The 17,455-nt window shown below is 64.5% G+C and carries 12 protein-coding genes; 6 read left to right on the top strand and 6 right to left on the bottom strand.

All coding sequences use genetic code 11. From position 1 onward, the window contains the following. Positions 1-9 precede the first annotated feature (9 nt). On the top strand, positions 10-1,137 hold the full coding sequence (serC, locus tag LWF01_RS02525) for a phosphoserine transaminase (RefSeq protein ID WP_349639469.1): 1,128 nt from the start codon (positions 10-12) through the stop codon (positions 1,135-1,137). A 79-nt stretch (positions 1,138-1,216) separates the two neighbouring features. Here serC and LWF01_RS02520 read toward each other — a convergent pair whose 3' ends face one another. The 3 genes from LWF01_RS02520 to LWF01_RS02510 form a co-directional block, all read right to left on the bottom strand. Beyond that, positions 1,217-2,563 carry an MFS transporter gene (locus LWF01_RS02520; RefSeq protein WP_349639468.1) on the bottom strand — a complete coding sequence of 449 codons (1,347 nt, stop codon included), beginning with the start codon at positions 2,561-2,563 and terminating at the stop codon, positions 1,217-1,219. Continuing rightward, entirely contained in the window at positions 2,560-3,030 is a 471-nt protein-coding gene (locus tag LWF01_RS02515; RefSeq protein WP_349639467.1) for a MarR family winged helix-turn-helix transcriptional regulator, read from the bottom strand. Before LWF01_RS02515 ends, LWF01_RS02520 begins: the two co-directional genes overlap by 4 nt. Positions 3,031-3,113: 83 nt before the next feature. Then, positions 3,114-4,592: an NCS2 family permease gene (locus LWF01_RS02510; protein WP_349639466.1), complete on the bottom strand. Its 1,479-nt coding sequence runs from the start codon at positions 4,590-4,592 to the stop codon at positions 3,114-3,116. A 165-nt stretch (positions 4,593-4,757) separates the two neighbouring features. Here LWF01_RS02510 and LWF01_RS02505 point away from each other — a divergent pair, with 165 nt between their 5' ends. From LWF01_RS02505 to LWF01_RS02485, 5 genes are all read left to right on the top strand, one after another. Continuing rightward, entirely contained in the window at positions 4,758-6,089 is a 1,332-nt protein-coding gene (locus LWF01_RS02505; protein WP_349639465.1) for an ROK family transcriptional regulator, read from the top strand. 176 nt (positions 6,090-6,265) lie between these two features. Beyond that, entirely contained in the window at positions 6,266-9,364 is a 3,099-nt protein-coding gene (locus tag LWF01_RS02500; protein ID WP_349639464.1) for an alpha-mannosidase, read from the top strand. Between the two features lie 66 nt (positions 9,365-9,430). Then, entirely contained in the window at positions 9,431-10,816 is a 1,386-nt protein-coding gene (locus tag LWF01_RS02495; RefSeq protein ID WP_349639463.1) for an extracellular solute-binding protein, read from the top strand. A gap of 1 nt (position 10,817) precedes the next feature. Next, complete coding sequence (locus LWF01_RS02490) at positions 10,818-11,777, top strand: carbohydrate ABC transporter permease (protein WP_349639462.1); 960 nt, start codon at positions 10,818-10,820, stop codon at positions 11,775-11,777. Continuing rightward, positions 11,774-12,685 (top strand): carbohydrate ABC transporter permease, encoded by a 912-nt coding sequence (locus LWF01_RS02485; RefSeq protein ID WP_349639461.1) that lies wholly within the window; start codon positions 11,774-11,776, stop codon positions 12,683-12,685. The genes LWF01_RS02490 and LWF01_RS02485 overlap by 4 nt, the downstream gene beginning before the upstream one ends. 52 nt (positions 12,686-12,737) lie before the next feature. Here the strand turns inward: LWF01_RS02485 and LWF01_RS02480 are convergent, their stop codons facing one another. From LWF01_RS02480 to LWF01_RS02470, 3 genes are read right to left on the bottom strand one after another with little or no spacing between them, the layout of a single operon-like run. Continuing rightward, positions 12,738-15,965 (bottom strand): sacsin N-terminal ATP-binding-like domain-containing protein, encoded by a 3,228-nt coding sequence (locus tag LWF01_RS02480; RefSeq protein WP_349639460.1) that lies wholly within the window; start codon positions 15,963-15,965, stop codon positions 12,738-12,740. Further along, positions 15,962-17,002, bottom strand: coding sequence for a DUF3027 domain-containing protein (locus tag LWF01_RS02475; RefSeq protein ID WP_349639459.1), 1,041 nt, complete (start codon positions 17,000-17,002; stop codon positions 15,962-15,964). The genes LWF01_RS02480 and LWF01_RS02475 overlap by 4 nt, the downstream gene beginning before the upstream one ends. Continuing rightward, the gene (locus tag LWF01_RS02470) at positions 17,003-17,389 is read right to left on the bottom strand and encodes a cold-shock protein (protein ID WP_349639458.1); all 387 of its coding nucleotides are present in this window, start codon (positions 17,387-17,389) and stop codon (positions 17,003-17,005) included. Between the last annotated feature and the right edge of the window lie 66 nt (positions 17,390-17,455).

Here is a 17,455-nt window from a genome sequence, read left to right as displayed (position 1 = left end):
GTGAATACCGTGACTGATGCTCCCACCCTCACCATTCCTAAAGACCTCCTGCCCGCCGATGGCCGGTTCGGCTCGGGCCCGTCGAAAGTTCGAGATTCACAGCTCGATGCCCTCGTCCAAAGCGGCAGGTCGCTTCTCGGCACCTCACACCGCCAGGCTCCGGTCAAGAACCTGGTCGGCCGGGTGCGCACCGGAATCACCGAGCTATTCAACCTGCCCGACGGCTATGAGGTCATCCTCGGCAACGGCGGAGCGACAGCCTTCTGGGATGCGGCCGCATTCGGTCTGATCCGCAACAAGGCACAGCACCTCAGTTTCGGCGAGTTCGGTTCCAAGTTCGCCAGCGTTTCTTCCAAGGCCCCCTTCCTCGACGGCGCCTCGATTGTCACAGCCGAACCGGGCACCGGACTGACTGCGAAGGCCGAAGCCGGCATCGACGTCTATGCCTGGCCGCACAACGAAACGTCGACCGGCGTCAGCGTTCCCGTCCAGCGGGTGTCCGGCGCGGATGACGACGCGCTCGTCGTTGTGGATGCGACCTCGGCTGCCGGCGGACTCGCCGTGGATATTACCGCGACGGACGTCTATTACTTCTCACCGCAGAAGAACTTTGGTTCCGAGGGTGGAATCTGGTTTGCGGTGATGTCGCCGAAGGCACTTCTGCGGATTGACGAGATCGCGGCGACTAACCGCTGGGTCCCTGAATCCCTGAATCTGACCACCGCAATCGACAACTCACGCAAGAACCAGACCTATAACACTCCGGCTCTGAGCACCCTGCTGCTGCTTGCCGAGCAGCTGGACTGGATCAATGGCAATGGCTCGCTGAAGTGGGCCGCCGACCGAACCGCGCAGTCGGCATCGCTGCTGTACAACTGGGCGGACGCTTCCGATATCGCCACGCCTTTCGTCAGCGACCCGGCATTTCGCTCGAACGTAGTTGTCACACTCGACTTCGATGAGCGCATCGATGCCGCTGCGGCCGCCAAGGTCCTGCGCGACAACGGCATCGTCGATGTCGAGCCGTACCGGAAGCTTGGCCGTAACCAGCTCAGGGTCGCCACATTCGTTGCCGTCGAACCTTCCGATGTCGACGCGCTGATCGGCTGCATAGATTACGTGGTCGAAGCACTGTAAGGACCCGCACGGACGGCTTGCGCTACTCGAACAGCCTCGCCTCTCGGACCGACGGTCGGCCTCCCACCGACAGCCTGCGCTACTCGCTGCTCCGCCTGGCGGTGGCCTCTTCCAGCGCTAGCTCTTCGGCGGCAGCTTCCCGGGCGGACTCTGAATCGCTCCGACTGTCGCCGTCGTACCGGAGCACGAGGTGCGGCGACTGGCGAACCCGGTAGCGCAGCCGCATGTGCTTGTAGCGGACCATCCAGAAGATGCCGACCAGGGCTGCCAGTATCCCGGATGCCGCGGCAACCCCGAGGCTCCAACGCGGACCAAACACGTTGGCGACCCAGCCGACGATCGGCGCGCCGACCGGGGTGCCGCCCATCATGATTGCCATGTAGAGGGCCATCACCCGGCCACGCATCGCCGGGTCGGTCGTGGTTTGCACCGTGGCGTTCGCCGTTGTCATCAGGGTCAGTGCGGTGAGCCCTACCAGGATCAGCGAGATGGCGAACGTCCAATAGTTGGGCATCAGCGCGGAGACCAGGCAGCTGAGGCCGAAGGCTCCTGCGGCGCCAAAGACCATGCGTAGGCGGGGCCTTTCCCGCTTGGCCGAGAGCAAGGCGCCGGCAACCGAGCCGATTGCCATGATCGAGGAGAGCAGACCGAACTCCCCCGCGCCCATGCCGAACTCGGTGCTGGCCATTGTCGACGTGAAGATGGCGAAGTTCAGGCCAAAGGTGCCGACCAAAAAGATCACAACCAGGATGACGACGATATCGGGGCGTCCGGCAACATACCTGAAGCCCTCCATCAGCTGTCCGCGGCCCCGGGCCGCTCTCGGCTGGGCGCGCAGCTGGTCTGTTCTCAGGTAGTGCAGCGAGATCAGCACCGCGGTGAAGGTCAGCGCGTTGATCATGAAGACCCAGCCGGCACCGATCATTGCGGTCAGCACGCCAGCAACCGCCGGGCCGATCATCCGTGCGCCGTTGAACGACGCCGAGTTCAACGCCACCGCGTTGGGCAGGTTCTTCTCAGACACCAGCTCGGAGACGAACGTCTGGCGGGCCGGACCGTCAATGGCGGAGGCGAAGCCCAACAGAAGGGCGAATCCGTAGACGTGCCAGAGTTCGGCCACGCCGGTCACGACGATAAGTCCCAGGGCGAGGCCCAGGAACCCCATCACGCCCTGGGTCAGCATCAGTAGCCTGCGCCGATCGAACCTGTCGGCGATCAGTCCGGCCCATGGCACCATAAGCAGCTGTGGGCCCATTTGCAACGCCATCACGATGCCGACGGCGGCCGCGTCATGGTCGGTCAGTTCGGTAAGGACTATCCAGTCCTGCGCGGTGCGCTGCATCCAGGTCCCAACGTTGGAAACCAGCGCGCCGGCAAACCACACTCGGTAGTTGAAACCGCTCAGGGATCTGAACATTGCACTCACTTAGCGGCGACCTCCATAAGGATCTCGGAAGCTTCGTCCAGAATGCGGCGTTGGTGCGGCGTCAGCTCGCTCAGGCGCCGGAAGAGCCAGGCATCGCGTCGCCGCCTGGTTTCCCTGACCACCTCGCGCCCGGCCACGCTGAGGCAGACCAGAATCTGCCGTTTGTCGTCCGGGTGCGGTTTTCTGATCACGTAACCGGCCTCGGCCAGGTGGTTGATCGTGCGATTCATCGACGGCGGCTGCACGCGTTCGTGGTCGCTCAGGTTCCGGGGAGTCTTGTTCCCCTCTTTGAAGAGGTAGGCCAGCACACCGTACTGGCCATCGGTGACGTCCTGATCGGATTTCTCCGCCCGAAGTCGCCGGGACGTGCGGTTGACCGCGATCCGAAGTTGCGAGGCGAGTCTCGCCAGGTTGACCCGACGACTGGCCGGGGCCTGCGTCTTTACCGCTGTATTCTGCTCACTCATTGATCATTAGCATAGCTCATTAGCCTTGCTAATGAAAGTCTTTCGGTCGGTGCCGCGGCCGGCGAAGCGGCCTCGGCGAACGCCTAGACGAACGCCTGGGTGATCGGGCCGGAGACGAAGTACACGATGAACAGCGCCGCGGTGACCCACATCAGCGGGTGCACCTGCCTGGCCTTGCCGCGCGCGACCTTAAGCACCGCGAACAGGATGAACCCGGCACCGATGCCTACGGTGATCGAGTAGGTGAACGGCATCAGCGCAATCGTGACGAAGGCGGGGAGCGCAATCTCAACGTCCGACCAATCGATGCCGCGAACCTGCTGCATCATCAGGAACCCGACCAGCACCAGTGCGGGCGCGGCGGCCTCATATGGGATCACAGCCGCGAGCGGGGCCAGGAACGTGGTGAGCAGCAGGCAGAGCCCGGTAACCACATTGGCCAGGCCAGTCCGCGCGCCGTCCCCCACACCGACGGTGGACTCGACGAACCCGCTGTTCGCCGACACGCCACCTGCACCGCCACCGATTGCAGCGATCGAATCCGCAATCAGGATCCGGCGGGCACCGGGAACGTTATTGTCCTTGTCGAGCATTTTTCCCTCGGCACCGATGGCGACCATAGTGCCGAGCAAATCGAAGAAGTTGGTCAGCATCAGGGTGAAAACGGCGAGCGCGCAGGCCACGACGCCCACGTTCGACCAGGAGCCGAGCAGATCGAAGTTGCCGATCAACGACAGGTCCGGCAGCTTGATCCATTCAGCCGGCAGCGCCGGGCTGCCAAGGCCCCAGCCGGTCGGGTTGGTGACCTGGCCTGCCTCATCGGTGCCGCGAGGGCCGATACTCAGCGTGGCTTCGAGGATGATAGCGAGCACGGTGCCACCGACGATGGCGTACAGAATGGCGCCCTTGACCTTGAGCGTGTGCATCACGAGCAGGGCGAGCAGCACGAGGACAAAGACCAGTGTCGGCATCCCGAGCAGGAAGCCACCGATGCCGAGTTCCAGTGGCGTGCCGGCGCCGCTACGGACGAAGCCGGAATTGACCAGACCGATCAGCGCGATGAAGAGGCCGATACCCACGGTGATGGCGGTCTTGAGCTGAGCCGGCACGGCGCGGAAAATCGCCTCACGGAATCCGGTCAGCACCAGGATCAGCAGGATGATGCCCTCGATCACCACCAGGCCCATGGCGTCCGCCCAGGTCATCCGGGGCAGAGTCGCCACACCGAACGTCAGCAGGGCACTGAGACCGAGACCGGAGGAAATCGCCATCGGAAAGTTGGCGACGAGCCCCATCATGATGGTCAGCAGACCACCGACAAGGGCCGTGGCAGCGGCAACGGCCGGGAGGTTCGGCTCAGCGCCACCACCGAGATAGAGACCGGTGCCATCCTGGTGCGTGCCGATGATCAGCGGATTGAGCACCACGATGTACGCCATGGCGAAGAATGTGGCCAGTCCGCCCCGGAGCTCCCGGCCGATCGTCGATCCTCGCTCCGAAATGTGAAAGAACTGGTCGAGCCTCGTCCGGTCACTGGACGGCGCGGTATTTGTCTGCGACATTGTGGGCAAAACTTTCGGCAGTGGGTGTTCATACGACGATTAAGATCCTACTGCCGGGGGTGGGCGGCCACTGCCGAAATTCCCAGCCGAACGGCAATTGCGCCACATGTATTTACTATCGGCGCTACCATACTGATGCAGCCCCAACGGCAGGAGGCAACCGTGGTGCCCAAGGAAACCGCGGCCCGACGCGGAACAAATCTGCCGAGGATCGCCGACTTCAATCAGGCCGTCATCCTGGACGCAATCAGGCACTCGGTCGATGGGCTGTCCCGGGTCGAGCTAGCCCGGCTCACCGGACTCTCGGCACAGTCGATCTCCAATATCACCAGGCGGCTGCTGGGTCGCGAGCTCATCTCCGAAGGCCAACGTCTTGAGCCGAGCGGGCGCGGCAAGCCGCGGACCTTGCTTCAGCTCCATCCCACCGGGCACTTCGCGATCGGTGTCCATATCGATCCGACCATCACCACGGTGGTGCTTCTGGATCTCCTCGGCGATGTCGTAGCGTCTGCCGAATCGCTTCCCGCCTCGACAACATCGCCGGAAAACCTCGTTGACGCCATCGCCTCACAGGTTAACGAACTCGTGACGAGCCAGGGCGTCACCGCCTCCCGCGTGCTCGGGATCGGAATCGCCGCCCCAGGGCCGGTCGACACGAAAGCGGGCGCCGTCTTGCACCCCCCGCTGCTGCCTGGATGGGAACGGGTCGAACTGCGCCGTTTGCTGCACGAGGCGACCGGCCTGCCGGTCGTCCTGCACAAGGATGCCGCCGCTTCGGCGCTCGCGGAACTATGGCGAGGGCCCCGCGGCTCGGCTGGAGTCCACGAGGATTTCGTCTTCTTCTACCTCGGCACCGGACTCGGCGCCGGCCTGGTGATCAACGGTGAGCTACTCGGCGGCAGCTCTGACAATGCCGGCGAGATCGGCCATCTCATGGTCGATGCCGACGGCCCGGTCTGCAGTTGCGGTATGCGGGGTTGCGTCGGGGCGGCGTGCATGCCGAGGACCCTTGTCGACGAGGCCGCCTCGGCCGGACTGATTACCGCGCCGAGGAACGACAATGATCCGCGGGAGATCGATGAGCTGTTCACCCAACTGTGTGACTTGGCCAGCCGTGCCGGGCCGGAATCCGCGCGAACTGCGGCGCATACGTCTGTCAGGAACCTGGACCCGGCAGTCAGCAGAGAAGCCAGAGCACGGCAGATGCTTGAACTCAGCGCTGCGCGGCTTGCCCGGGGCGCCGCCACCGTGGCGAATCTGCTCGATGTACGCGCGGTGATCTTCGGCGGGCCCGCCTGGTCCCGGATCGCCAACGTGTTCCTGCCCATCCTTCAGGACACCCTGCTGACCACGACGGAGGCCCGGCAGATCCACGATGTCGTCGCGCTGGGCAGCTCGATCGATGACGGTGTCGGAGCGATCGGAGCGGGGTGCCTTGTGCTGGAGCACGCCTTTTCCACCCGGCCTTCAACTCTGCTTCTCGGCGCGAACAGCTGACTCTGACGGCGACTTCGACACCGGCGCGTGCGGACGGAACTCACCCGGCGACGGCGCTACTTTTAACACAGCAATCGGCTCTCCACAAGGCTTGACTTATTTTGTCCATCGTTTTTAGATATCCAGCAGACCTACGTTTTTGAGCACGCCGCCGTCGCACTTGCAGGAGACCGTTCATGCATGACAACACCCGATCCGTCCTTTCCCGTCTGCACCGCTTCCGGTACGAGCATTTGAGCACCGGGCTGTACCAGGTCACCACGCCGCTGACGGTCACCGCATGGACAGTCCCCGAGGAACCGGTGCCTTTCGCCGAGGCGGTACGGCAGCAGTTCACCCCCTTCCCGGTCGGGTCCGGAGCCGCCTCGGCCTGGGGCAGGCCGTGGGGAACCGTATGGTTCCACGTACAGGGCGAAATACCGGCGGACTGGGCAGCCGAGAGCCGAGACACCAGCTCGGAGGTCGTCATTGACCTGGGCTTCAATTTCGGTGGACCGGGTTTCCAGGCCGAGGCGACGGTCTACGCCGCGGACGGCAGCATCATCAAGGGCATCGAGCCGCTCAACAATCATGTGCCGATTGGCTCAGCTGACCGCGCTGTGGACTTCTATCTCGAGGCATCGGCAAACCCGCACATGGCAGAGCACGGCTGGTTCATCCCGACGAATAAGGGCAGCAGGGCCACAGCGGGAACCGAACCGCTGTACAACCTGAAGCAGGTCGACCTGGTCCGGCTCAACCGCGAGGCATGGGAGCTCGGTCAAGACATCTGGGTGCTGGCGGGATGGCTCGGTCAGCTCTCTGCCGATTCGGCCCGGTACGCCAATATCATCGCCGCAATCTCCGACATGCTCGATGCAGTCGATCCCAATGACCTGCCGGGAACCGCAACCGCTGCCAGATCGAAACTGGCGCCGGCACTTGCCGCGCCGGCCAACGCGAGCGCGCATCACGTCATCGCCACCGGGCACGCCCACATCGATTCGGCGTGGCTATGGCCGACCCGGGAAACTGTGCGCAAATGCGCCCGGACTTTTTCCAACGTGCTCGCGCTGATGGACGACAACCCGGACTTCGTCTTCTCCTGCTCGTCGGCGCAGCAGTATGCCTGGATCCAGGAGTTTTATCCCGAACTCTTCGAACGCATCCGGGAGAAGGTCGCCACCGGCCAGTTCGTACCGGTTGGCGGCATGTGGGTCGAGTCTGATACGAACATGCCTGGCGGCGAAGCCCTTGCCCGGCAGCTGGTCGAGGGCAAGAAGTTCTTCATCAACGAATTCGGCGTCGAGCCGATGGAGGTGTGGCTGCCCGACTCGTTCGGCTACACCGCGGCGATGCCCCAGCTGGTCAAGGCGGCGGGCTCAAAGTACTTTCTGACCCAGAAGATTTCGTGGAATGACACGAACTCGATGCCGCACCACACATTCAACTGGGAAGGCATCGACGGCACCCGGGTCTTCACCCACTTCCCACCCGTTGACACCTACAATTCCGAGCTGTCAGCTGTCGAACTGGACCGCACGCAGCGGCAATTCCGGGAGAAGGGCCGGGCCAGCACGTCACTGGTGCCTTTCGGCTGGGGTGACGGCGGCGGCGGACCGACCCGGGAAATGCTGGCCGCGGCGAAACGTCAGGCCAATCTGGAAGGTTCGCCACGAGTTGAGATCGGCACGCCGGCACGCTTCTTCTCCGAAGCCGAGACCGAGTACCCGGACCCGCCGGTCTGGTCAGGTGAGCTCTACCTCGAGTACCACCGCGGAACTTATACGTCGCAGGCGAAGACAAAGCAGGGCAATCGACGCAGCGAACACCTGCTGCGTGAGGCGGAGCTCTGGGCGGCCACCGCCTCAGTGCGCACCGGTGCGACATATCCGCATGCTGACCTGGAAAGGATCTGGCGCGTCGTCCTGCTTCAGCAGTTCCACGACATCCTGCCAGGCTCATCGATTTCCTGGGTGCACGAGGACGCCGAGCGAAATTACGACGCTGTGCAAGCCGAGCTCGAGGCAATGATCGCCGACTCGCTCAAGGCGCTGGGCGGCGAGGGAACGCTTCAGCTGGACGTCAACGCCGGGCCGTATGCGTTGGGCCACGCTCCGGCACTCGGCGGCGCGGCACCATCCGGCCAGGATGACAGCCCAGCAGACGGCGGCGCGGCACCATCCGGCCAGGATGACAGCACGGCGGACGGCGTCACGCTCACCAGGGAGGGAACGTCCTGGCTGATCAGCAATTCACATATCGCCGTCACCGTGGATGCGCAGGGACTGATCTGCTCGCTGATCGACAAGGACGCCGGTCGCCAGGTCCTGGCAGACGGGGAAACAGCCAACCGGCTGCAGCTCTTCCGGGACATCCCGAATGAGTGGGATGCCTGGGATATCGACTCGCATTACGGCAACGTCGGCAGCGACCTCACCGAATGCAGCGCCATCCACATTGTCGAAGAGTCGTACGACCGGGTGTCGCTGGAAGTCACCCGGCAGGTCAGCAAGTCGATCATTACCCAGCTGATATCGGTATCGGCCGGTTCCCGGTCGATCGACATGACGCTGTCAGCGGATTGGCATGAACGGCAAAAGCTGCTCAAGGCCGCGTTCCCATTGGATGTGCATGCAGAGCGTGCGGCGTCCGAGATCCAGTTCGGCCATATCAATCGGCCGATCCACAGCAATACGTCCTGGGACAACGCACGGTTCGAGACGTGCGCGCACCGCTGGATCCATGTAGGTGAGAGCGGGTACGGCGTCGCCATCGCCAATGACTCAACCTATGGCCACGATGTCAGCCGCACCACCAGAGAGGACGGCGGCACCACGACGACGCTGCGGCTTTCGCTGCTGCGCGCTCCGCAGTTCCCCGATCCGTTGGCAGACGAGGGTGAGCACACGCTCAGCTATTCGTTGCGGGTCGGTGCAACGATTGCCGATGCAGTCAGAGAGGGGTATCGGCTGAATCTGCCGGTACGCCGGATCGAAGCCGCCCAGGCAATCGAGCCTTTGCTGACGGTGGACAATCCTGCAGTGGTCGTCGAAGCGGTCAAGCTTGCCGAGGACGGCAGCGGTGACGTCATCGTCCGGCTCTACGAGGCACATGGCAGCAGGGCGGCTGCCACTGTCGTTGCCGGTTTCGACGCGGAGACCGTCAGCGAAACCGACTTGCTTGAACGCGAACTGGCCGAACCACGAGGCCTGACCGGCTGGACCCAGACCCGTGCCTGCGCGGAGGTCTCCTTGCGACCGTTCCAGATCGCCACCCTCAGGTTCCACCGCTAATCCATCCATGCCGGCAAACACCGGCGAGCTCCACCATCGTCAACGCTGCCGAAGGGGAACAACCGAATGACCGGATCACACTCGCCGAATGCACCGAGCAGGCGAACCATCATCAAGGCGATAGGCGGCGCCGCGTTCACGGTCCCGCTGCTCGCCGCGGCGGGCTGCGGAAGCGGCGTGCCCGAGCAGAATACGCTGCGGATCAGCTACCAGCAGTGGGGATCCGGGGAGGTGCTGGTCAATTACCTTACCGACGTGATCAAGAAGTACACCGCGAACCATCCGGACATCTCGGTCGAGCTCGTGCCGCTCGTCGCCTCCGAGAATGACTACTTCACCAAGAACGAGCTGATGATGTCCTCGAGCCGGACAGCACCCGATCTCGTCTATGAGGACACCTTCATCCTGAAGTCGGACATCGCCGCCGGGTACCTCCGACCGATTGACAAGTACATCGACGGCTGGCCGCAGTGGGAGCATTTCTACGACGTGGCGAAGAACGCCGTACAGGGCGAGGACGGGCGAACCTACGCCGTTCCCACGCCGACGGATACCCGGGCGCTTTGGTACAACCAGGAGCTGCTGAAGAAGGCCGGGATCGAAACGCCGTGGAAACCCAGGTCCTGGGACGATCTGCTGGAGACATTCCGCACCATAAAGAAGGAATTGCCCGAGGTCATTCCGTTCAATATCTACTCCGGCAAGCCGCAGGGCGAGAAAGCAAGCATGCAGGGCATGGAAATGCTGCTTTACGGCACCGAGTCGACGCTCTATGACGAGGAGAAAAAGAAGTGGGTCGTCGGCAGCGCCGGCTTCACACAGTCGCTGGAATTCATCAGGACTGTGTTCTCTGAGAAGCTCGGCCCAACGCTTGGCAAGGCACTCGACCCGAACATCACCGAGACGATCTACAACACCTGGCTGCCGCAGGGCCAGCTCGCGGTGCTGCTCGACGGAAACTGGATCAGCTCCAACTGGGGCGAGGGCCTGCCCGGCGAATGGCCGGAATGGACCGAAACCATGCAGCTGGCCGAGATGCCGACCAGGGACGGGCAGGATCCGGGCTTTGTCACGATGTCGGGCGGCTGGTCCTGGGGAATGCCGAAGAAGGCATCGAAACCTGATCTCGCCTGGCCATTCCTGCGGGAAATGATGTCCACCGACAACGTCACCGCATGGACGATTAGCGACAGCAAGCTGACAAACCGCAAGGACGTTGCCGCCAGGAAGGAATATCAGGGCTATTCGCCGACCGCGGACTTCTTCAGCCGACTTGTGCCGGGTGCCACCTACCGGCCGGCACTCGCGCCGTATCCGGAGATCTCGTCCGCGATCCAGTCCGCGATGGAATCTGTGATGATCGGGGCCGCCGAGCCCGCCGCGGCCGCGGCCGTGTACGACAGCGCAGTGGCCGGCATCGTCGGCGCCGAAAACACCATGAAGGAGGCCTGAGATGGTGACAACGACCGACACCACCGGCGCCCGGACCACCGCGTCATCGCCGAGTGACAACAGCGCGCCCGAACAGGCGAACCGGCCCCCGCTGAAACGCACCCTATTGCGAGGATCGCCGCTCGCGCCCGCGGTCATCCTGCTGCTGGCCTTCATGGCCGGACCGATCATTTACAGCGTCTACCTGGCGTTCACCAACCGGGCACTACGCGGCGAGGGTTCCTCGAGCACCGCGCTGGTCGGGTTCGACAATTTCGTGGCAGCGTTCGCGGCGCCCGAGTTCTGGAACTCGGTCGTGCTCACCCTGGTCTTCACCGTGGTTTCGGCCATCATCGGGCAGAACATCCTGGGCATGATCCTGGCGCTGCTGATGCGCCGGGCCAGCAAAGTCGTCAACGCCATCACCGGTGCAATCGTGATCGGAGCATGGATTCTGCCCGAGGTTGTCGCCGGATACCTGTGGTACACGTTCCTCGGCGAGGGCGGTTCGATGAACGGCATCCTCGGTTTCTTCGGCTTGCCGCCGCAGGACCTGCTCTTCTCACTGCCCATCATTGCTGTGTCGTTCGCCAATATCTGGCGCGGTACGGCTTTCACAATGCTGATCTACACGGCGGCGATGTCGCAGATCCCACCCGAAGTCGAGGAATCCGCCGAGATGGACGGCGCGGGGCGACTCCGCAGGTTCTTCTCCATCACAGTGCCGCTGATCCGGCGATCGATCATGACGAACCTGATGCTGATCACCCTGCAGACACTGTCGGTCTTCGGCCTGATCTACGTTATGACCGCCGGCGGGCCGGGCACGGCGAGCCAGACCCTGCCGCTGTACATGTACGAACAGGCCTTCAGTTATGGCCAGCTTGGTTACGGCACGGCGGTGGCACTCCTGCTCCTGCTTATTGGCGCGATCGCGTCGCTCGCCTATCTGCGGATGCTCCCGAAGGAGGACAAGTCATGACCACCATCGACTCGACCAGGACACCGGTTCCGGCGTCCGTGCGCAGCGCAAGTCCGAGCCCGAGTGGCAGCCGGCGCGGACCGACAAGCCGAAGCCGGGGCATCACCCTCGGCTCCAGCGCCATCCTGCTTGTTATCGCGGCCTTCTTCTGCATCCCGCTGCTGTGGGTTGTCCTGGCCTCGTTCGACCCCAATGCCTCGTTGTCAGTGGCCTGGCCCAAGACGCCGAGTCTCGACAATTACAAGGCAATCATGACGCCGGAAACCACCTTCCGGCCGCTGTGGAATTCGGTGCTGCTCTGCGGCGGGGCGAGCATTGTCACGATTGCGTGTTCCGCGCTGGCGGCATATCCGCTGTCCCGCTATGAGTCCCGGGCCAAGCGGCCATTCCTGCTGACAATCATCTTCGCCACGGGCCTGCCGATCACCGCCATTATGATCCCGGTGTACGCCATGTTCGTCCAGGTGAACCTGATCGATTCCATGTTCGGAGCAATCCTGTTCCTCGCGGCTTCGTCGATGCCGTACGCGATTTTCCTGACCAAAAACTTCATGGATGGCGTGCCGAAGGACATCGAGGAGAGCGCGTGGACCGAGGGTGCCTCGACCCTGCGAACGCTGTGGTCGATCGTGTTACCGCTGATGCGGCCGGGGATGGCGGTCGTCACGATCTTCACCTTCGTGAACATGTGGGGCAACTTCTTCGTGCCGTTCATGCTGCTGCTTTCGCCGGACAAACTGCCGGCGGCCGTCAGCCTGTTCACCTTCTCGTCTCAGTACGGGCAGGTCGCCTACGGCCAGCTCGCCGCGTTCTCCATCTTCTACTCGGCGCCGGTCGTCGTGCTGTATCTTCTGCTCGGCCGGCGCCTCGGCTCCGGCTTCGCGGCGGCGGGAGGCATCAAGGGCTGATTCGCCAACGACTGACCGGAGGGGTCTTGCGAAGCTGACGCAGGCCGACGGCTCAGCCCAGCTCGAGCAGCGCCTCGTCCGGGCTGAGCTCTCCTGCTGCGACAGCGGCCAGAACATCGCGCAGCTGCCAGCGCCCGGTGACGAGTGCGAGGGAGCGGCTCAGGCCATGCATGGTGCTCGAGTGCAGCGTCGCCGGCCGGTCGGATCCGGGTTCGACCCACCAATCCACTTCATGACCGTCGACCTCAAGGCGCTCATGCAGAAACCAGCGCGGCAGTGCGGTGACGCCCAACGCCGTCAGCAGCTGTACAAGTGCTGGCGGCAGCGCCTGTTCGTCGCCGATCGTACTGATCTCGCCATCGGCGAGCTCCTCGCCCAGCGGCAGATCAAGGGCATGCGCCAGGCCTTCGGCTCGCTCGTGGCCGGCATCCCAGCTGGCCCGCAGCGCCCCGCCCAGGTCCCCTCGTTGTAACCAGTGCGGCGCCGAGGCCACAAACAGTTCGTTGCGTTGCAGCAGCGTCGGCTCGGTTCCCACCAGGCCAACCAGTTCGCTCGGCGCATCCAGCTCGACATCCGACTGTGCCAGCGAGTCCCAGAGCGAAATGCAGCGCGCGATGCCGGCGCTCTTCAGCCCGTCAAGCACCTCGAGCCATCGATCACCGTCCACCGCCTCGACGTCGGTCAGCAGAATCGCCGCCCGCACGTCTGGAGTGAGCCTGGAGCACCACTCCGGTGCGGGGTCGAGTCCGTCGATCGAGGCCGCTAGTTCGGCGGAGGCGAGTTCGCCCAATGGCTTTCCATCGTGAAGTGCGTGGCGCCTGATCCATGCTCGCGCGGGCGACGGCACGCCGACCCGACGATCACCGATGACGACCTGCACCTCCCGGGTCAGCGCGGCCCGCAGCTGCGGGTCGCCATCGATCATCTGCAGCGCAACGGGCCAGGCTCCGTCGCTGACGACGTCCAGTCCGAGGATGATGGCCGCCTCGGGGACGTACGGCTCCCCCTGCTGATCGGAATACTCATCCACCAGGTCATCCAGCCATGCCTCGGTGGGCGCATCGGCCTCGGCAATGCCGCCTCCACCGGGAACCAATTCCCGCCCGGTCACCAGCCGCAGTCCGGTTTGCACGCCGACACTGGCCAACACGTCCGAACCCCAGCGGGACACGGCTCCCGGGTCGAGCCGGTAGAAGTCATCGCGATCGGTGAGGTCCTCTGCCGGTGACCCCGGCAGGTAGAGATCCGCCGCCGGCGTCGGTTCACCGGCGGCGTCCGGCAGCTCAAGCTCGGCCAGCCAGGGGTGGCTCAGAAACAATGGCTCAACGTGAACGGGGTCGGCCTCAAACGGTGAGCCAGCTTCTCCTCCGGTCGGGTCACCGCCCGCCCAGGCACGTACCACCGTGAGGATTCCGTCCCGTTCCGCTCCGCTGAGTTCGTCGCCATCCAGTATCTGCATGCCGAGTGTGCCATCGAGCGAGTTGAGCACCGACGCGGCATTGGCCGGCTCCGCGCCGAGGTCCAGCAACAGCGGATGTGCGGCGTCGGGGTGGATTGTGACAATGCCGAGGGTTGTCAGCAACCCGGCGTCAAGCAGTCCGGTCGGCAGTGACAGGCCGCGGACACCGCGCCGGGTCGTGCCGTCTGCCATTGGCACGGCGAGAGAAGCCATTGCCTCGCGGGCCAGGGCATCGCGGGCCGCCGGAGTTAGTGCCGCGAATAGATCCCGCGCTTGTCCGGGATCGGAGGTGTGGATGTTTTCCAGCACGATGTCGAGCGTTACTTCCGTGACGCCGACCCGCCGAAGCGCCGAACGCACCGCCTGGTCGTCTACCGGCAGCAGATCCGGGGACCAGCGCCGGAGCGACTGTGCGAGCTCACTGCCGGCTCCGGTGAGTGCGGCGACCTGGTCCGGCCGGACAAGAGCGGCAGGTTCGTCGCCGATCCGTTCCCCAAGCGGCAACCAGGCGACGTCGCCCAGCTCGTTGATAACTGCCTGGTGCACAACTGCGTCAGCAGCCGAGAGCGGCATGCCAGTTGGAACAAAGCCGGCAAGGCCGGCCAAAGCGGTCGTCGGCGAGCCCTCGAGAGTCAGTTCCCGCGCGCGCCGGGCAACCAGGGTCGCATATGCCTGAGCAGCGGCCCGGAGCATCAGCTGCAGGGCCTTCGAATCGGTCAAATGCCTGCGGCCGGATTCGACCGGGAAGCTGCCGATCAGTAACCCAGGCAGGCTCAGCCCATCATCGCTCGGGGTCGGTGCGTAAATCACGCTGTCCTGCCCGGTGCGACCATCCCGCGGAAGCGCCCACGCCAGCCACCAGTCCCTGCGGCCCTGATCTTCGGCCGGAAGGTTCGCGACGTCGGCGGCGGAAAAGTGCCCGGTTCGGCGCTCGACCATCCACCGGGCGGCGACGTCGCGGATCACCTTCTCAGCTGGCTGCTGGGCAACGGCTGCTTCGCCGTCTGCGTCCGGTCGGTGGCGACTGACCGAGATTTCGCCGAGCGCGGGCAGCGCGAGGAGGGTGGCGTCGCCCAGGTTGTCAAGTTGTTCCCGCGAGGCCGACAGCGCGCCTGGCTGATCGAGGGGCAACCGGACGACCGTGGTGAATCCAGCCGCAAGCAGTCGCCCTATCGTCGCCTCGGCGTCAGAGTCCGGAGATGGCTCGAACGGCAAGCGCAGCACGGGCAGCTGTCCCGCCCGGCCGGCAAGCTCGGCCCGGATTTCCTCCGCGGCAGGCCCGGCAAGTTCGGCGAGTAACTGCGCGCTGCGGCGGACTGAGAATCCCACGGCGCCGCTGGTCGAATGAACCGTTGGTTCGGAACTGAGGCCAAGTACGGCGACGAAGCCGACACCGAATCGACCTGTCGATCGCGAGTCACGTTTCGCCGATGCCCGCAGCGAGCCCAGCGCCGCCACACCATCGGAGGTCAGCGGCTTTCCGGTGTTGGCCGCATACAGAACGGACTGGCCGTGTTCAACCTGGATCTCGAACCGAATTCGCCCCGAGGATTCGCTCGCGCCAGCAGCTTCGGCTGCGCTGACGGATTCGCTCGCGCCGACAGCTTCGGCTGCGTCGGCGGATTCGCTCGCGTCGGCTTCGGCTGCGTCGGCAGCGTTCTGCGCGAGTTCCAGGATGGCCCGGTCGCGGTAGCCGCCCCGCAGCAGCTCCTGTTCGGCGTTGGCATCTTCCCTGAACCTGCGTGGCGACGCCGTCCAGGTGGTGATGACTGCCTGTCGTAGTGCGGGGATACCGAGACGATCCGCGCCTGGCTGGCTCATCTGGCGCTGAACGCCATCGGCTCCATTGTCAATTCATCGATGACCGGCACCGGAGGGGTGTGAGCTTCATTCGGCGTATCGGTTTCGGAATGCGCACCGCACCCGAATTCGAGCGAGACAACATTGCCGTCCCGCGGCGACCACTCGTTGGCGCACACTCCGAAACCCTGGCGCATGGAACCCGCAAGGGCGATCAAATAGCCGCAGCTGCCACATTTACCGTCGGCCTCTTTGGAATACTGGGTGTCCGGGCCGCCTTCGCCGGTATTCCAGCGTTCGGCGGCGTTTCGCCGTCCCACCGGGGACAGCACGCGTTCCCGGCCGAGACCCAGTTCGTAAAGGGCCAGACGGTCAGTCTCATCGTCGTCGGTCTCTTCGTACCCGGGCTCGAGGTTCGGATCGTCATCCAGCTTGGGCAAAACGTCGCGCGGCCCGACATCACCTGGCTGCAGCCGCTCGTCCCAGGGCAGCCAAGCCGGCGGCAGCAGCGCGTCATCGCCCGGCAGCAGCGCTGTCTCGCAGACCGTGACCTTCTTCGATCGCGGTGCACGGGACAGAACGGCGATCCAGTGCCAGCCCCGGTAGCCGGGCGCTGTGCAGGCGAACGAATGCGTCGCCAGCCGGTGACCCTCGGCGATCACGCCGATGTAGTCACCTACCTCACCCTCGCCGGCGACCTCAAGGATGGCGTCCCGAGCGATATCGACAGCCGCGGCAAGAGTCGCGTCTAGGGTGACCGGACGGGCGCGTTCAGCGGCAGCCTTCTCGGTCGATTCGGACTGTGCAGGCTCTATCACACTGCTCTGTTGCGAACTCACATCTGCCATTGTCTCCCATGACGGGCGATCTTCGCATTCCGTGCCGCCGACCGCCCCGGCGTCGCCGGTGGATTCGCGGCCGACCGCTCCGGGGTCACCGACGGACTCGCGGTCCGCGTGCTCCGGCCGCACGTGCTCTCCCCGCTCGGCCTCGCGGGCTTCTTCGGCGTCCCGCCGGGCACGACGCTTCTCGCGCCAGCGCGAGAACAGGCCGGCCATCTAGCCCTCCAGGTCGTCGGCAATTGCCCGCAGCAGGGACGCGACCTTGCCGCCATGCTCCTTGTCGGGGTAGCGACCGCGGCGCAACCCCGCACCAACACCGTCGAGCAGCTTGATCACATCTTCGACGATGCTGGCCATGTCATCGGCCGACTTCCGCGCTGACTTCGGGGCTGCAGACGCCGGGGCGTCGATGATCCGCGCCGACAGCGCCTGTACGCCCTTGCGGCCATCGACGACGCCGAACTCCACCCGGGTACCTGGCTTCACGTCTTCCACACCGTCGGGCAGAACGGATGCATGCAGGAAGACCTGCTCGCCGTCATCGCTGGTCAGGAAGCCGAAACCTTTTTCGCTGTCAAACCATTTGACCTTGCCAGTAGGCACGATTACCTCAATTGTTTTCGTAGGGGTGCGCTTGAGCTGCGCGCGAAGGAATGTGGTGGGGCCGGG

It is taken from the genome of Saxibacter everestensis (assembly GCF_025787225.1).
GTDB classification, from domain to species: Bacteria; Actinomycetota; Actinomycetes; order Actinomycetales; family Brevibacteriaceae; genus Saxibacter; species Saxibacter everestensis.
The sequence above is the reverse complement of the archived record's forward strand: the minus strand, read 5'-3'. Positions and strand labels throughout refer to the sequence as shown.

Coding starts and splice junctions, on each gene's coding strand:
- LWF01_RS02515 (WP_349639467.1), bottom strand. CDS start 3,030: ATGAGTGAGCAGAATACAGCGGTAAAGACGCAGGCCCCGGCCAGTCGT.
- LWF01_RS02510 (WP_349639466.1), bottom strand. CDS start 4,592: ATGTCGCAGACAAATACCGCGCCGTCCAGTGACCGGACGAGGCTCGAC.
- LWF01_RS02500 (WP_349639464.1), top strand. CDS start 6,266: ATGCATGACAACACCCGATCCGTCCTTTCCCGTCTGCACCGCTTCCGG.
- LWF01_RS02495 (WP_349639463.1), top strand. CDS start 9,431: ATGACCGGATCACACTCGCCGAATGCACCGAGCAGGCGAACCATCATC.
- LWF01_RS02490 (WP_349639462.1), top strand. CDS start 10,818: ATGGTGACAACGACCGACACCACCGGCGCCCGGACCACCGCGTCATCG.
- LWF01_RS02485 (WP_349639461.1), top strand. CDS start 11,774: ATGACCACCATCGACTCGACCAGGACACCGGTTCCGGCGTCCGTGCGC.
- LWF01_RS02480 (WP_349639460.1), bottom strand. CDS start 15,965: ATGAGCCAGCCAGGCGCGGATCGTCTCGGTATCCCCGCACTACGACAG.
- LWF01_RS02475 (WP_349639459.1), bottom strand. CDS start 17,002: ATGGCCGGCCTGTTCTCGCGCTGGCGCGAGAAGCGTCGTGCCCGGCGG.